At 61.3% G+C, this 14,912-nt stretch carries 14 protein-coding genes and 1 pseudogene; 10 read left to right on the forward strand and 5 right to left on the reverse strand.

Features of this window, described 5'->3' with window-relative positions:
- Genes galU through GTP46_RS07755 form a run of 3 tightly spaced genes read left to right on the forward strand, consistent with a single transcriptional unit; the run spans position 1 to position 2,391 of the window.
- Positions 1–900 carry a UTP--glucose-1-phosphate uridylyltransferase GalU gene (gene galU / locus GTP46_RS07745; protein WP_161006041.1) on the forward strand — a complete coding sequence of 300 codons (900 nt, stop codon included), beginning with the start codon at positions 1–3 and terminating at the stop codon, positions 898–900.
- A complete protein-coding gene (def, locus tag GTP46_RS07750) occupies positions 897–1,433 on the forward strand; it encodes a peptide deformylase (RefSeq protein ID WP_161006042.1) in 537 nt (178 codons plus the stop codon). The genes galU and def overlap by 4 nt, the downstream gene beginning before the upstream one ends.
- Before the next feature lie 4 nt (positions 1,434–1,437).
- Positions 1,438–2,391 (forward strand): ion channel, encoded by a 954-nt coding sequence (locus GTP46_RS07755; RefSeq protein ID WP_161006043.1) that lies wholly within the window; start codon positions 1,438–1,440, stop codon positions 2,389–2,391.
- Here the strand turns inward: GTP46_RS07755 and GTP46_RS07760 are convergent.
- The 3 genes from GTP46_RS07760 to GTP46_RS07770 all read right to left on the reverse strand — a co-directional run bounded on the left by GTP46_RS07760 (position 2,388) and on the right by GTP46_RS07770 (position 4,157).
- Entirely contained in the window at positions 2,388–2,801 is a 414-nt protein-coding gene (locus tag GTP46_RS07760; RefSeq protein ID WP_161006044.1) for a hypothetical protein, read from the reverse strand. The two genes, GTP46_RS07755 and GTP46_RS07760, sit on opposite strands and share 4 nt — an antisense overlap.
- 12 nt (positions 2,802–2,813) lie before the next feature.
- Positions 2,814–3,833: a DNA topoisomerase IB gene (locus GTP46_RS07765; RefSeq protein ID WP_161006045.1), complete on the reverse strand. Its 1,020-nt coding sequence runs from the start codon at positions 3,831–3,833 to the stop codon at positions 2,814–2,816.
- 96 nt (positions 3,834–3,929) lie between these two features.
- On the reverse strand, positions 3,930–4,157 hold the full coding sequence (locus tag GTP46_RS07770; RefSeq protein WP_161006046.1) for a hypothetical protein: 228 nt from the start codon (positions 4,155–4,157) through the stop codon (positions 3,930–3,932).
- A gap of 100 nt (positions 4,158–4,257) precedes the next feature.
- Here GTP46_RS07770 and GTP46_RS07775 point away from each other — a divergent pair, with 100 nt between their 5' ends.
- From GTP46_RS07775 to urtE, 7 genes are all read left to right on the forward strand, one after another.
- A complete protein-coding gene (locus tag GTP46_RS07775; RefSeq protein WP_161006047.1) occupies positions 4,258–5,925 on the forward strand; it encodes a S41 family peptidase in 1,668 nt (555 codons plus the stop codon).
- Between the two features lie 101 nt (positions 5,926–6,026).
- Entirely contained in the window at positions 6,027–7,136 is a 1,110-nt protein-coding gene (locus GTP46_RS07780) for a porin (RefSeq protein WP_161006048.1), read from the forward strand.
- 82 nt (positions 7,137–7,218) lie between these two features.
- Complete coding sequence (urtA, locus tag GTP46_RS07785) at positions 7,219–8,415, forward strand: urea ABC transporter substrate-binding protein (RefSeq protein WP_229258858.1); 1,197 nt, start codon at positions 7,219–7,221, stop codon at positions 8,413–8,415.
- A 96-nt stretch (positions 8,416–8,511) separates the two neighbouring features.
- Positions 8,512–10,092, forward strand: coding sequence for an urea ABC transporter permease subunit UrtB (gene urtB / locus GTP46_RS07790; RefSeq protein ID WP_371869599.1), 1,581 nt, complete (start codon positions 8,512–8,514; stop codon positions 10,090–10,092).
- The gene (urtC, locus tag GTP46_RS07795; protein WP_161006051.1) at positions 10,089–11,162 is read left to right on the forward strand and encodes an urea ABC transporter permease subunit UrtC; all 1,074 of its coding nucleotides are present in this window, start codon (positions 10,089–10,091) and stop codon (positions 11,160–11,162) included. Before urtB ends, urtC begins: the two co-directional genes overlap by 4 nt.
- Entirely contained in the window at positions 11,159–12,016 is an 858-nt protein-coding gene (gene urtD / locus GTP46_RS07800; protein ID WP_229258841.1) for an urea ABC transporter ATP-binding protein UrtD, read from the forward strand. Before urtC ends, urtD begins: the two co-directional genes overlap by 4 nt.
- A 4-nt stretch (positions 12,017–12,020) precedes the next feature.
- Entirely contained in the window at positions 12,021–12,719 is a 699-nt protein-coding gene (urtE, locus tag GTP46_RS07805; RefSeq protein ID WP_161006052.1) for an urea ABC transporter ATP-binding subunit UrtE, read from the forward strand.
- Positions 12,720–12,899: 180 nt separating this feature from the next.
- Here urtE and GTP46_RS29695 read toward each other — a convergent pair whose 3' ends face one another.
- A complete protein-coding gene (locus GTP46_RS29695; RefSeq protein WP_371869601.1) occupies positions 12,900–13,673 on the reverse strand; it encodes a substrate-binding periplasmic protein in 774 nt (257 codons plus the stop codon).
- Positions 13,662–14,909: pseudogene (locus GTP46_RS29420) on the reverse strand (DUF445 domain-containing protein); the annotation flags it as partial. The pseudogene GTP46_RS29420 and the gene GTP46_RS29695, both read right to left, overlap by 12 nt.
- Between the last annotated feature and the right edge of the window lie 3 nt (positions 14,910–14,912).

Raw genomic sequence — 14,912 nt, forward strand, 5'->3', positions numbered from 1 at the left:
ATGTTAAAAATTCAAAAAGCCGTATTCCCTGTCGCTGGCCTGGGCAGCCGTTTCCTGCCTGCGACCAAGGCGCAACCGAAGGAGATGCTGCCTATCGTCGACAAGCCGCTGATTCAATACGCGGTGGAAGAGGCGGTGGCCGCCGGTATCACCGAGATGGTGTTCATCACCGGCCGTAATAAGCGTGCTATCGAAGACCACTTCGACAAGGCCTACGAGCTGGAATCGGAACTGGAAGCTGCCAATAAACAGCAGCTGCTGGAACTGGTACGCAACGTGATTCCGAAACACGTCAACTGCATCTACATCCGCCAGTCGGAGCCGCTGGGCCTCGGCCACGCGGTGCTGTGCGCGCGTCCGGTGATCGGCGATGAGCCGTTTGCCGTGCTGCTGGCGGACGACTTCATGGACACCTCGGCCGGCGTCAAGCCGGTGCTGGCGCAGATGACGGACTTGTATGCCTATGAGCGTTCCAGCATCCTCGCGGTGCAGGAAGTGCCGCGCGAAGCGACGCGCCAGTACGGCATCGTCAGCTCCAGCGGCTACCAGCCGAAGCTGGAACTGGTGCACAGCATCGTCGAGAAGCCGGCGCCGGAAAAAGCGCCGTCCACGCTGGCTGTGGTGGGACGCTATGTGCTGTCGGGCCGCATCTTCGACTATCTGGAAAACCTCGGCAGCGGCGCGGGCGGCGAGATCCAGCTGACCGACGGTATTGCGGAATTGATGAAGCATGAACGCGTGCTGGCTTATCGCTACGACGGCCAGCGCTATGACTGCGGCTCCAAGCTGGGCTACCTGAAAGCCACCACCGCGATGGGTCTCAAGCACGCGGAAACCGGCGATGACTACTGCCAGTTCCTGCGCGAGATCCAGTGCGGCATTGAGGGTGGCGCAAAATGACCGTCCGTGAAATTTTGAAGATGGGCGATCCGCGCCTGCTACGCGTGGCCGAACCGGTGACCGAGTTTGACACGCCGGCCATGCGCGCGCTGATCGCCGACATGTTCGACACCATGCACGCGGCCAATGGCGCCGGGTTGGCGGCGCCGCAGATCGGCGTCAACCTGCAGCTGGTGATCTACGGCTTTAAACAAAATCCGCGTTACCCGGACGCGCCGCAAGTGCCGGAAACGGTATTAATCAATCCTGTCCTCACACCCTTGTCGGAAGAGATGGAAGAGGGCTTTGAAGGCTGTCTGTCAGTGCCCGGCCTGCGCGGCAGCGTACCGCGCTACACCAAGCTGCGTTACGAAGGTGTGGATCAACACAACCAGCCGATCAAACGCGACGTGGACGGCTTCCACGCGCGCGTGGTGCAGCATGAAGTGGATCACCTGCTGGGCAAGTTGTACCCGATGCGCATCAAGGACTTCTCCAAATTCGGCTTCACCGAGGTGATGTTCCCTGGCCTCGATCCCAACGACGACGACTGAGATCATGAAGCCGCAGCCGCCGCAGCAACCGGTACGTCCGCGCGTGGGGCAGGTGCGTGGCGAGTTCCAGCTCGGGACTTCGCGCATCAAGCGCATCGGCGTGAACCGCTGGCACTGGGGCGACATCTATCACTGGATGCTGACACTGAGCTGGCCGCGCTTTTTCCTGCTGGTCGGCGTGCTGTACTTCCTCACCAATCTTGGATTTGCGCTGGCGTTCTACCTGGTGCCAGGCTCGATCTCCAATGCGCGTCCCGGTTACTTCCCGGACTGCGTGTTCTTTTCGATTGAGACGCTGGCCACTGTGGGTTACGGCTACATGAATCCGGCCACCACGTATGGCCACATCGTTGCATCGACCGAGATTTTGCTCGGCATGGTGGAAGTGGCGGCGGTGACAGGCCTGCTGTTCGCGCGCTTCTCGCGGCCGACGTCACGCATCATGTTCTCCAACGTGGCGGTGATCACACCGTTCAACGGCGTGCCGACGCTGATGCTGCGGGCCGGGAACGAGCGCGCCAACCTGATATTGGAAGCCTCGGTGCGCGCCTCGCTGGTGCGCCGCGAGACCACGCTGGAAGGGCAGGTTTTCACCCGCTTCTATGATTTGCAACTGGAGCGCGAGCACTCCGGCGTGTTTGCGCTGACGTGGACCATCCTGCACAAGATCGACGAAACCAGTCCGCTGTTTGGCAAGACGCAGCAGGATTTGCAGAACGAGGGCACTACGCTGTCGGTGGCGATATCCGGCACCGATGACACGCTCAATGATTTCGTCCATGCACGCCAGACCTATGCGGCGGAGCATATCTACTTCAATCACCATTTTGCCGACATCATGTCAGACAAAATCGACGGCAATGTGCGCGTGCTCGATTACAGCAAATTCCACGACATCTATCCAGACGGTAGCCGCGAAGGCAGCATGCCTGGCGCCGCGCTGGCGCATCCGGGCTAACCGCCCAGCAGGTCGCGCGCGTTCAGCAAAGCGTAGACTATGTTGGGATGCTCGCGGAAGCAGCGGCGGACGGCGGCAGGCAGCGCTTCATGTGTCTTGCGGCACAGGCCCGGTTGTTCCGCCAGTTTGATCGACAGGCCCATCACGGTACTGACGCCGCGCGCGCTGGGCGTGATCGTGAGCGTGATGCCTAGCAGCTCCCGCAGGCGCTGCTCAACGCGGCCAAGATCCTCGTAGGTGGAAATGGCTTCGATCTTCTCGACCAGCCGCTTCTCTTCTTCGCGCGTGAGCCGCAAGATGCGGATGTCCGCACCATCGCGTTCCCAAGCCTCCAGCAACTCATCGCGCCCGCAAACGCAAGCGCCAGGCGGGCACTCTTTACGGATCGGGAAAGGCAGGGCTGGTGGCATGGTCAGCTTATTTTACTCCAATCGCTGCTGCAACAGCGTGAGGACGGCGGCTTCCACCGGTGGACTCAGTATGGTGCCGCCGAGATAAGACTCGATGATGACCGGATGGATGTAGCATTTGCGGCATATCGTCGGCGTGTTGCCAAGCTTTTTGGCAACCGATGCGATGGCCTGCACGATATTCTTTTTTGCCTGCGCTTCCGAGTCGAACTTGTCGTACTCCTGCAGCGCGGCTGCCGCCAGCACGGTGCCGGCCCAGGTACGGAAGTCCTTGGCGGTATAGTCCGCGCCACTAATGGTTTGCAGATAGTCGTTGACATCTGCGGAGTCAATCGCGTGCGGGTTGCCGTCGTCGTCTTCGTATTGAAATAACTCTTGTCCCGGCAAGTCACGTATGCGGCCAATGATGTTGGCGAGACGGCGGTCATGCACTTCCACGGCGTGATGCACGCCGCTCTTGCCGCGAAAACGGAACTGAACTTTGCTGCCATCCAGCCGCACGTGCCGATCGCGCAGCGTGGTCAAACCGAAGGATTTGTTCTCGCGCGCGTATTCCTCGTTCCCGATACGCATCAGCGTTGCTTCGAGCAGCAGGACGATGGTGGCCAGTACCTTCTCGCGCGGCAGGCCAGGTTTGCGCAGCGCCTGTTCGGCTGTCTGCCGTATCGCAGGCAAGGCCTTGCCGAAATCGAGCATGCGGCCATATTTTGCATCGTCACGGTGGGTGCGCCAGCGTGCGTGATAGCGATACTGTTTGCGGCCGCGCGCATCACGGCCTGTCACTTGCAGGTGGCCCAGTGGGTGCTTGCAGATCCAGACCTCGGTCCACGCCGGCGGGATGACCAGCGCCTTGATGCGTGCCAGCGTGTCGGTATCGGTGACGATTTGGCCGTCGGCGTCGCGATAGCGAAAGTGTTTGCCCCGCAGCTGGCGCGCGATGCCCGGCTGCTTATCATGGACGTAGCGCAGGCCCGCCTGTTTGGCGGCGATGGTGGCAGGGGCGGGCGGTGCGGCGTATGGGTCGCGTTTCATGGCAGTCCTCACTGATCTGATCAAGAGGATGCTACGCCGGCCCACACACCGGCGTTGTGCGCTAGCGCACGATTAGTGCACGCGTCAGTCCATGCCTCAGTCCATGCGTTTGAGGCGCTGGCCGACAATGCTCCACTTACAGGCGTCGCCGTCCACGGTGCCGGTCAGCACCCAGCCGGTGCCGATCTTCTCGACGCCGATCTTGCATTCCAGCTCCTTGGCCAGCTTCTCGGCCCAGCCCTTGGCGGCGCCTTGCCCTTTAAATAGCTCATTGCCTTCGTAGATCACGGTGGCGTCGAAAACAGGGGCGGCGAAAATGGTCATGATGGTCTTCCCAAAAAAATAAGCCGTTATTGTGCCACGGCCGGCGATTTGTATTAAGATTCGCGATCTTATTTTTTATGCAAGGTTGGCGATGAAGTGGATGGCAGTTGTGATGATGGCGGTAGTAGCGCAATGCGCGGCGGCGAGCATTGAGGATAGCGTTAAGCACGTGCGCGATTTGCGCCAGCAGGCGGATAGCCTGAGCCGTGCCGGCGCCAAGGCCACGCCAACCGATTTGCAGCGCGCCACGGCACTGCTGGAGGAAGCGCAGCGCCACTTGAACGAGGCTGCGCAGGCCACCGGCAATCCGTCGCTGCGGCTGGAAAGCTACAACAATCTGCTGCCGCTAGCGGCCCTCTACAGCCGGCAGGGGCGCAAGCAAGAAGCGCTGGCCGCGCTGGACCAGACGCGCACGATGCTGTGGTATCCAGCCGCCGCTCAGATGCTGAGCACCGACACCGATTTCGACGCCATCCGCAAGGAGCCACGCTTCCAATCCGTGCTGGCGGCATCCGCGCTACCCGAGCGGCTGTGGCAAGGCCCGGCAAGCGCGCAGCCATACAAGGACGCGCTGACCGTTGAAGAGCGCATCGCCGGCCTGACGCAGTTCTGGACCGAAGCGCGCCATAGCTTTGTCTATTTCGACAAAGTGCCGGAACTGGACTGGGACAAAGTCTACATGGACTACTTGCCCAGGGTGATGGCCGCGCAGACCACGCGCGACTACTACGCCGTCATGCGCCAATTGGCACCGTTGCTGAGGGATGGCCATACCAACATCTGGGCGCCCGGTGAATTGAGCAGCGAGTTCGAAGCCGTGCCGCCGCTGCGCACCACGCTGGTGGAGGGCCGCGTGCTGGTGGAATTTGTCGACGATGCCGCGCTACCGGTACGCGTAGGCGACGAACTGCTCGCCATCGACAGCGTGCCGGTGCACGAATACGCCAGGCAGCACGTCGATCCGCTGATCAGCGCAGGCGCGCCACAGGACCGCGAGTTCCAGACTTACACGACAGCGCTGCTGCGCGGCCGCGCCGCCGATCCTGTCACGCTGCGCCTGCGCGCCGCCAACGGCAAAGAGCGTGAAGAGAAGATCGCCCGCAACGCCGGCTATCACTGGCCGGAAGCGCCGCAATTCAAGCTGCTGGCGAATGGTGTGGCCTACATCCGCATCGACCACTTCAGCGATGACTCGGGACTGAAAGCCTTTGAGGCCGCGCTGCCGCAGATTTTGAAAGCACGCTCGCTCATCATCGACATGCGGCGTAACGGCGGCGGCAACGGCGAAATCGGCCTCAAGATCCTCAGCTACCTGACGCACAAGCCGATCATCAGCGCGGTCAGCTACATCCGCGGCGACGACGCCTACCTGCGCGCGTCCAGCGGCCCGCTGGTGCGCTGGACGCAGCTGGCGGGCATGCCTTACGTGCAGGCGCGCGAACAGGTCTACGATGGCCCCGTGGCGGTGCTGAGCGGCCCGCAAACCTATTCCGCTTCGGAGGACTTCGTAGTCACCTACGCCATCATGCAGCGTGGCCTGACGCTCGGCGAGGCCACAGGCGGCAGCACCGGGCAGGCGATCAACTTCAAACTGCCGGGAGGCGGCGTGGCGCGGGTGTGCGCAAAACGCGACACATTCCCCGATGGCCGCGAATTTGTCGGCATTGGCGTGCCGCCGCAGATTGCAGTGAAACAGACCGTGGCAGGCCTGCGCGCAGGCCGCGATGCGGTGCTGGAGCGCGCGCTGGCGGAACTTTCCGGGCGCTAAACCGTCCTGTCGCAGCGATGCGACTACGTCATTCAACGTATTCCTGTGAGGTTGTCGCGTAGCTAATCTTGTCTCATCCAAAACCAAACGGGGAGAGCAAGATGGCGTTGAAGAAGGTAGTGCTGGCAGTAGCTGTGGCGGCGATGGGCAATGCATGGGCCGGCGCCACGGTCAACTTCGGTGAAGACAAGTCGGTCAGCGTTGGCTTCGGCCTGCGCGAGAGCTACACCAGTGCGGAGAACGGCGCGCCGAGCGGCGGCCGTTCCAGCGATTTCAATCTGGACAGTGGTCGCCTGTTCTTCGGCGCGTCGCTGAACAAGAACATCAAAGGGATGTTCAACACCGAATGGGACGGCGAACAAATCCGCGTGCTGGACGCGGCAGGGCAGTTTGCCATTTCGCCGGAACTCAATATCTGGGCGGGCCGTCTGCTGTCACCATCCGACCGCGCCAACATGGCCGGTCCCTACTACTCGCTGGGCGGCGGCTACTGGGCCGGCGTGGCTTCGCGCTACGGCTACAACGGCGGCATCTTTCGCGGCCGTGACGACGGCGTGGTCGTATGGGGCAATGCCGGCGATGGCGGCCGCCTTGGCTACTCCTTCGGCGCCTTCGAAGGCCACACCTTCGGTATCGGTTCGCTGACGCAGAACCAGGCCAAGACGGCCGGCATCAAAGCTGACGATTCGCTGATGTACGCAGGCCGCATGCAGTACGACTTCTGGGATGCGGAACCGGGCTACTACGGCACCGGCAATTACCTCGGCGGCGCCGACATCCTGGCCATCGGCGTGGCGGGACGCTACCAGAAAGACGGTATCCTCACCGTTGCCAAAGTCGGCAAGTACAGCTCCTACAACGTCGACTTCCTGCTGGAGAAACGCATCAAGGGCGCAGGCGCGTTCGCCGTGGAAGCAGCCTGGTACAAGTACGACACCGACGACATCATCAAATCCGAACAGGGCAAGGCCTATTCGGCCGGCGCATCCTACATCTTCGAGGACAAAGCCGGATGGGGCAAGTTCCAGCCGTTCGTGCGCTGGCAGAAGTTCGCCGCCGATACCAACATCGACACCAAGCAGTTCGACGTCGGCACCAACTACATCATCGACGGCTACAACGCGCAGATCAGCGCCGTGTACTCGAAGACCAAGATCACCAGCGCTGCCGACAACGACAAGTTCTCGGTGTCCCTGCAACTTCAATACTGATTAACCACCACGGAGCTCACAAATGCAAAATCGTCGTAACTTTATCGGCACCCTGAGCCGCATCGCCGCAGCCACCGCATTGATGGCGGCTGGTGCCCAGGCCTACGCTGCGGACACCATCAAGGTCGGCATCCTGCACTCGCTGTCCGGCACCATGGCGATTTCGGAAACGTCGCTGAAAGACGTAGCCCTGATGACCATCGATGAAATCAACGCCAAGGGCGGTGTGTTGGGCAAGAAGCTGGAACCAGTGGTGGTGGACCCGGCTTCCAACTGGCCGCTGTTCGCTGAAAAAGCGCGTGGCCTGATTTCGCAGGACAAGGTGTCGGTGGTCTTTGGCTGCTGGACTTCGGTGTCGCGCAAATCGGTGCTGCCGGTGTTTAAAGAACTGAACTCGCTGCTGTTCTACCCAGTGCAGTACGAAGGCGAAGAGCTGGAGAAGAATGTGTTCTACACCGGCGCCGCGCCGAACCAGCAGGCGATTCCTGCGGTCGAGTACCTGATGAGCAAAGAGGGCGGCGGTGCCAAGCGCTTCGTGCTGCTGGGGACCGACTACGTCTACCCACGCACCACCAACAAAATCCTGCGCGCATACCTGAAGAGCAAAGGCGTGAAGGATAGCGATATCGACGAGGTGTACACCCCGTTCGGCCACTCGGACTATCAGACCATCGTCGCCAACATCAAGAAGTTTTCGGCTGGCGGCAAGACGGCTGTGATTTCGACCATCAACGGCGACTCCAACGTGCCGTTCTACAAAGAGCTGGGTAACGCCGGCCTGAAAGCGACCGACGTACCGGTGGTGGCGTTCTCGGTCGGTGAGGAAGAACTGCGTGGCGTGGACACCAAGCCGCTGCTGGGCCACCTGGCGGCATGGAATTACTTCGAGTCGGTGAAAAATCCGGTGAACACGGACTTCATCAAAAAGTGGAAGGCTTATGCCATTGCCAAGAAACTGCCGAACGCGAACACGGTGGTGACCAATGATCCAATGGAAGCCACCTACGTCGGCATCCACATGTGGGCGCAAGCGGTGGAAAAAGCCAAATCGACCGACACCGACAAAGTAATCGCAGCGATGGGCGGCCAGACTTTCAAAGCACCGTCTGGCTTCACGCTGACGATGGATGCGACCAACCACCACCTGCACAAGCCGGTGTTCATTGGCGAGATTCGTCCGGACGGCCAGTTCAACGTGGTCTGGAAAACCCTAGGCCCGGTCCGCGCCAATCCTTGGAGCCCGTTCATTCCGGGTAACGAAGGCAAGCAAAAGCTGTAAGCGGCGCCACGTCAGCATGGATTCCCGCGTACGCGGGAATGACGTCGCTCCCGCGCACGCGGGAGCCCATGCTGAGCAGACTGCATCACATAAGGAATCCGCATCTTGAAAAAACTCCTGCTCCTTGCATGCCTGCTGTTCGCAGGCCTTGCGCGTGCGGCGATCGATCCCGCCGTGCTGGCGCCGCTAGCCGGCAACGATCCGGACGCACGCGTTGAAGCCGTCGCCAAAATCGGCGCACTCGCGACCGATGAAGCCACACGCCTGCTCACCGCCATGCAAAACGGCGACGTCTACGCCACGCCCGACAAAAAGCTCTACATCGTCGCCGACGACAAAGCCACCGACGCCGCTACTGGCGCCATCGGCCTGCTGCCGGAAGGGCTGGACGGCCTGATGGTCAACAACCGCCTGCGCGGCGCCATCGATGAAGCCCTGTCCGCACTCAAGATGTTTTCGCCAGATCGCGCGCAGCGGCTGGCCGCAGTCACCGAACTGCAAAAAAGCGCCACACTGGCGCAAGCCTCGTTGATCGAGAAAGCGCTGGGCAAGGAAACCGATAACGACATCCGCGAGCTGCTGCGCCTTGTCGCCGCCACTGCCAACCTGCAATCGCCAGACGCCGCCAAGCGCCGCGGCGCAGTGGAAGCGCTGGCCGGCAGCAGTAACGCCAACCTCCGTCCCGCGCTGCAAACGATGGTGACCAGCGACGCCGATGACAGCGTGCGCATCGCCGCCGCCCACACCCTGCAAGCGCTGGACAGCCGCCTGGCGCGCACTGAATTCATCGGCAACGTCTTCTACGGCATCTCGCTAGCCAGCGTGCTGCTGCTGGCGGCACTGGGCCTCGCCATTACCTTTGGCCTGATGGGCATCATCAACATGGCGCACGGCGAACTGCTGATGATTGGCGCTTACACGACGTATCTCTGCCAGCTGGCCTTCCGCCGCTGGGCTCCGGATGCATTGGACTGGTACCTGGCAGCCGCGCTGCCAGCTGCCTTTGTGGTCACCGCCGCAGTGGGCATCGCTTTGGAGCGCACCGTGATCCGCTGGCTCTACGGCCGCCCGCTGGAAACCCTGCTGGCCACCTGGGGCATTAGCCTGATGCTGATGCAAGCAGTGCGCACCATCTTCGGTGCGCAAAATGTGGAGGTGGCGAATCCTGCCTGGATGTCCGGCGGCGTGACCGTACTTGGCTCGCTGGTTCTGGCCTACAACCGCATCGTCATCATCGTGTTCGCGCTGCTGGTGGTGGCTGGCGTGTGGCTGATCCTGAACAAAACGCGTCTCGGCCTGTTTGTGCGCGCGGTGATGCAGAACCGCCGTATGGCAGGCTGCGTGGGCGTCTCCACCGCCAAGATTGACATGATGACTTTCGGCCTCGGCTCCGGCATCGCAGGCCTGGGTGGCGTAGCGCTGTCGCAGCTTGGGAACGTGGGACCGGACCTTGGTCAGGGCTATATCGTCGATTCGTTCATGGTGGTGGTGCTGGGTGGCGTCGGCCAACTGGCTGGTACCGTGATCGCCGCGCTGGGCCTCGGCGAAGCGAACAAATTCCTGGAGCCGGTGGCGGGCGCGGTGCTGGCCAAGATCGCCATCCTGATCTTCATCATCATCTTTATCCAGAAACGTCCGCAAGGGCTGTTCGCCATGAAAGGACGGAGCGTAGAATGAACCATCCATCCCTGTTTTCGCGTCGCGCCTGGAGTGGCATCGTCGCCGCCACCGTGGTGCTAGCGGCGCTGCCGCTGCTGAATCTCTTCTTTGCCGACGGCCATGCGCTGCACGTGCCGAGCTACATGGTGAGCCTGATCGGCAAATTCATGTGCTACGCGCTGGCCGCGCTGGCGCTCGACATGGTGTGGGGTTATGCCGGCATCCTGTCGCTGGGTCACGGCGTGTTCTTCGCACTGGGCGCGTACGCACACGGCATGTACCTGATGCGTTCCATCGGCCGTGAAGGCGTGTACCAGAGCGACCTGCCGGACTTCATGGTATTCCTCGACTGGAAATCCTACCCGTGGTACTGGAGCGGCACCGACAGCTTCTGGGTGGCGCTGGCATTGGTGGTACTGGTGCCGGGCGTGCTGGCCTTCGTGTTCGGCTATTTCGCCTTCCGTTCGCGGATAAAAGGCGTGTACTTCTCAATCATCACGCAGGCCATGACCTATGCCTTCATGCTGCTGTTCTTCCGTAATAACACCGGCTTTGGCGGGAATAACGGCTTCACGGACTTCAAGCGGATACTGGGTTATTCCATCAGCGCGCCGGGCACCAAGGCTGCGCTGTATCTGGCCACGCTGGCGGTGCTGGTCGGCGCGCTGCTGCTGTGCCGCTGGATCGTCACCTCCAAGCTGGGACGCGTGCTGCAGGCGGTGCGCGATTCAGAGTCGCGCCTGATGTTCATCGGCTACAACCCGCTGTGGTTCAAGCTATTTGTGTGGACGCTGTCGGCGGTACTGTGCGGGATTGCGGGTGCGCTGTATGTGCCGCAGGTGGGCATCATCAATCCATCCGAGATGTCGCCGGCGAATTCGATTGAGATGGTGATCTGGGCGGCGGTCGGTGGGCGCGGCACGCTGCTTGGTCCTGTGATCGGTGCGTTCTCGGTGAATGGTTTGAAAAGCTGGTTCACCGGAGCCTTCCCGAACCTGTGGCTGTTCGCGCTTGGTTTGATCTTCATCCTGGTCACGCGCTATCTGCCGCGCGGCCTGGCAGGACTGGTACGCAAGGAGCAAGCATGAGCGTCAATGAACATCTGGAAGAACGTTTGCAGCAGGAGACGGGGCCGGACGCGATCGGCGCGCAGGGCCCTTCGTATGGCCGCGTGGCCGGGGAAGGGCTGGATACGACGCACGGCGCCATCCTGTACCTCGAAGAGATCAGCGTGGTGTTCGACGGCTTCCGCGCTTTGAATAAACTGAGCCTGGATATTTCGGTGGGCGAACTGCGTTGTATCATCGGGCCGAATGGCGCGGGCAAGACCACCATGATGGACGTCATCACCGGCAAGACGCGGCCGACCTCGGGCACCGCCTTCTTCGGCCAGACCATGGACCTGAGCCGCATGGCCGAGCATGAGATTGCGCATGCTGGCATCGGCCGCAAGTTCCAGCGTCCGACTGTGTTTGAGCAGCACACGGTGTTTGAAAACCTTGAGCTGGCGATGAAGATGGACAAGCGCGTGCGGCCTACGCTGTTTGCGCGGCTGTCGTCCGAACAGCGCGGCAAGATCGAAGAAATCCTCAAGTTGATACGCCTGAACGGTAGCGAGCAGCGCATGGCTGGCTTGCTGTCGCACGGCCAGAAGCAGTGGCTGGAAATCGGCATGCTGCTGATGCAGGAGCCGCAACTGATTCTGCTGGATGAACCGGTAGCCGGCATGTCCGACGCCGAAACGGCGCGCACGGCGGAATTGCTGAACGAATTGCGTGGCAAGCACTCCATCATGGTGGTCGAACACGACATGGCCTTTGTCACCGAGATTGCACAGCAAGGGACGGTGACGGTGCTGCACGAAGGCTCGGTGCTGGCGCAAGGGCGCATGGATGAAGTACAAGCCGACGAGCGAGTGATCGAAGTTTATCTGGGACGGTGACGATATGCTGCAAGTAGAAAAAATCAACCAATACTACGGCGCGGCACATACCCTGCGTGGTGTGTCGCTGGAACTGGAAAAGGGCAAGTGCATGGCGCTGTTGGGTCGTAATGGCGTCGGCAAGACCACGCTGCTCAAGTGCCTGATGGGCGTACTGCCTGTATCTGCGGGCAGCGTTAGATTGGAGGGGCGCGACATCACCAAGCTTGCACCGCACCAGCGTGCGTGGGCCGGCATTGCTTACGTGCCGCAAGGCCGTGAAATCTTCGCGCGCTTAACGGTGGAAGAAAACCTGCTGATGGGCCTCGCTACGCACAGTGGCAAAAAAGCGCACACCATCAAGGGCGAAGTGTATGAGCTGTTCCCGGTGCTGAAAGAGATGCTGCACCGGCGCGGCGGCGACCTGTCTGGCGGCCAGCAACAACAGCTGGCGATCGCGCGTGCGCTGCTGGCGGAGCCGAAGCTGATCATCCTCGACGAACCGACCGAAGGCATCCAGCCATCGATCATCAAGGATATCGGCAACGTCATCCGCCTGCTGCGCCAGCGCGGCGACATGGCCATCCTGCTGTGCGAACAATACTTCGACTTCGCCCACGAACTGGCCGACCAGTTCATGGTCCTCTCACGCGGCGAGGTCGTCGCCTCCGGCGCCCAAGCTGCTATGAACGACCCAGACGTCAAGCGCCACTTGGCGGTCTGATTTGATCGTGGAGTTTGCCGGGGTGCTCAACATGGCTAATCGTTGGTGCTAATTTGCTATCTTGAAAAGGACCCCTAACGAAAGGGTCTGACCCCGTACGGGGTCAGACCCTGGCCGCAGTGGTGTGCGGGGTGGGTTGGTGCCGCGCGCTTTTCAAACGATCAGCAACGTCAAACCCTTTTACTGGTGGGTCTTGAAGAAGTTGCGGGTGATGGTGTCCATCTCCCCGCTGCGTTTCATTTGCTGGATGGCGGCGTCGAATTGTTTGACGAAGTCGGATTTGTAGGTGTAGCGGCCTTTGTCGCGGCTGGTGTAGCCTAGGTAGCCTTGGTTGGCGGCGATCTGGATTGCTTCGGCTAGTTCGGCGTGGGCGAGGCCTTCATGGTATTTGCCGGAGGCCTTGAGCTGGTTGAGCGTCCACTGGATCGATACGCGGTCGTTGATGTAGCAGTCGATGCGCTTCATGCCTAGCTTGATGATGTTGGTCTCGCTGTCCTTGCCTTCTTCGATGCGCAGGTGGCCGGCTTTGACGGCGGCGTCGAACGCTTCGCCGCCGACGATGAAGCCGGCGTTGTTGCCGATGGTGAGCCCGTAAAAATCTTCCGGCCAGCGCTTGCGCGGTTTGGCGGCGATGACGTCCTTACGGCAGTAGGCCACCACGTGTTCTTCAAACAGCGGCTGCGAGTACGGCCAGGTCCACGGCTCGTCCTTGGTGTTCATGTACGGCGGGTAGAGCGCGAAGCCGGTGCCGGATTTGAGCAGCGCCATGCCGCGTTTCCACGGCACGGTGTGCACTTCGATTTTGTAGCCCTGCATATGGCTGAAGGCCGCCTGTACGATGTCGTGATACAGGCCTGCGGGCTTGCCGTCTTTTTCGTAGGAGTAGGGCGGATAGCCTGCGTCGGCATAGACAGTGACGGGAATATCTGCCGCATGCACGAAGGTGCTCACCACATACAGCAGCAGACCCACCATGCCGCCTACCAGCGTGCCGTTGACGCGGATGAATTGCAGGTCCTTGCCGATATTGAGTTCAATCTGGCGTGACATGTCCTTGTTGTCCCACGCCTTGACGGTATCGCTGATGTGGCGCGTCAGGAAGCTGGAGAGGGCCGGCGCCAGCGTCCGCGCCATGCCAGCCAAATGCTGGTTGAGCGAGGCGCGCATTTCGGGATGCGTCAACAGTTCTTCGCTGAGCCAAGCGCTGGCCTGCACCACGCCGGCGTTGAGGCGCGAGTCTTCGGCGTCGATGTCGGCCTTGATCCAGTCGCGCACACTGCGCCACAGGTCGAGCGTGTAGCGGTTGAAGGTTTCGCTGTCGCGCAGATAGTGTTTGAATTCTTCGCCCTTGGCGATGAAGGCGGGATCGGTTTGCAGCCGCACCACGAAACTCTGCACCATTTCATCGAAGCGGAGACGCAGCTTGTGGTCCTTGTCTGCGGCGACATTTTCCATGATGTTGTTGAGCGTACTGGCGATCATGACGGCGCCGTTATCGCTGATCCATTCAGTCGGCAGCACCAGCTCCATCGCCGCGTGTTCACGCTTCAGCCAACTGGCGATCAGTTCCGCGATCACTTCGCGCGTGGAGGGACGGTTCAGGAGACCGATCAGCGCGCGCATGCCGTCGTCCAGCAGTTCCTGATGACGGCCGTCGCGTGTCAGGCCGCCGATGACAGTGCCCAGCGTCGGCGCCATATCGAGCTTGCCGATAGCGGCGTGCAGGGCGTCTTTCAGTAGCTGCTGGATGCGCGCATCGTCGGCGGTGGCGAGGATTTCCGGCACCAGCTTGGCGAGGTGCGTGGCGAGGTAGCTGCGGTTGGCCGGCTCCTTGAGCCATGCCGCCACGCTGGTGGCGGGATCGGTTTTCAGGATGACGGCAGCCAGTGATTCCGGCTTGAGGAATTTATCTTCCACGAAGCCGGCCAGGTTGTCGGCGATGCGGTCCTTGTTATTGGGGATGATGGCGGTGTGGCGCGACACGAACGGGATGGGCACTTTGCGGAACAGCGCCACTACGGCAAACCAGTCGGCCAATGCGCCGACCATCGCTGCTTCGGACACGGCGCGCAAGCCGTCAGTCCAGAGGCCGCGCGGCAGCAGCGAGGTGACCACGAAAACAATGCAAACACCGGCCAGCAGTGACAGGGCCAGTAACTTGGAGCGTTTGAGTTCCTCTTCTTTGGTCATACT

Source organism: Duganella flavida, assembly GCF_009857445.1.
Taxonomy (GTDB): Bacteria; Pseudomonadota; Gammaproteobacteria; order Burkholderiales; family Burkholderiaceae_D; genus Rugamonas; species Rugamonas flavida.

Coding starts and splice junctions, on each gene's coding strand:
- GTP46_RS07760 (WP_161006044.1), bottom strand. CDS start 2,801: ATGCCACCAGCCCTGCCTTTCCCGATCCGTAAAGAGTGCCCGCCTGGC.
- GTP46_RS07770 (WP_161006046.1), bottom strand. CDS start 4,157: ATGACCATTTTCGCCGCCCCTGTTTTCGACGCCACCGTGATCTACGAA.
- def (WP_161006042.1), top strand. CDS start 897: ATGACCGTCCGTGAAATTTTGAAGATGGGCGATCCGCGCCTGCTACGC.
- GTP46_RS07755 (WP_161006043.1), top strand. CDS start 1,438: ATGAAGCCGCAGCCGCCGCAGCAACCGGTACGTCCGCGCGTGGGGCAG.
- galU (WP_161006041.1), top strand. CDS start 1: ATGTTAAAAATTCAAAAAGCCGTATTCCCTGTCGCTGGCCTGGGCAGC.
- urtD (WP_229258841.1), top strand. CDS start 11,159: ATGAGCGTCAATGAACATCTGGAAGAACGTTTGCAGCAGGAGACGGGG.
- GTP46_RS07780 (WP_161006048.1), top strand. CDS start 6,027: ATGGCGTTGAAGAAGGTAGTGCTGGCAGTAGCTGTGGCGGCGATGGGC.
- GTP46_RS07765 (WP_161006045.1), bottom strand. CDS start 3,833: ATGAAACGCGACCCATACGCCGCACCGCCCGCCCCTGCCACCATCGCC.
- GTP46_RS07775 (WP_161006047.1), top strand. CDS start 4,258: ATGGCAGTTGTGATGATGGCGGTAGTAGCGCAATGCGCGGCGGCGAGC.
- urtE (WP_161006052.1), top strand. CDS start 12,021: ATGCTGCAAGTAGAAAAAATCAACCAATACTACGGCGCGGCACATACC.
- urtA (WP_229258858.1), top strand. CDS start 7,219: ATGGCGGCTGGTGCCCAGGCCTACGCTGCGGACACCATCAAGGTCGGC.
- urtC (WP_161006051.1), top strand. CDS start 10,089: ATGAACCATCCATCCCTGTTTTCGCGTCGCGCCTGGAGTGGCATCGTC.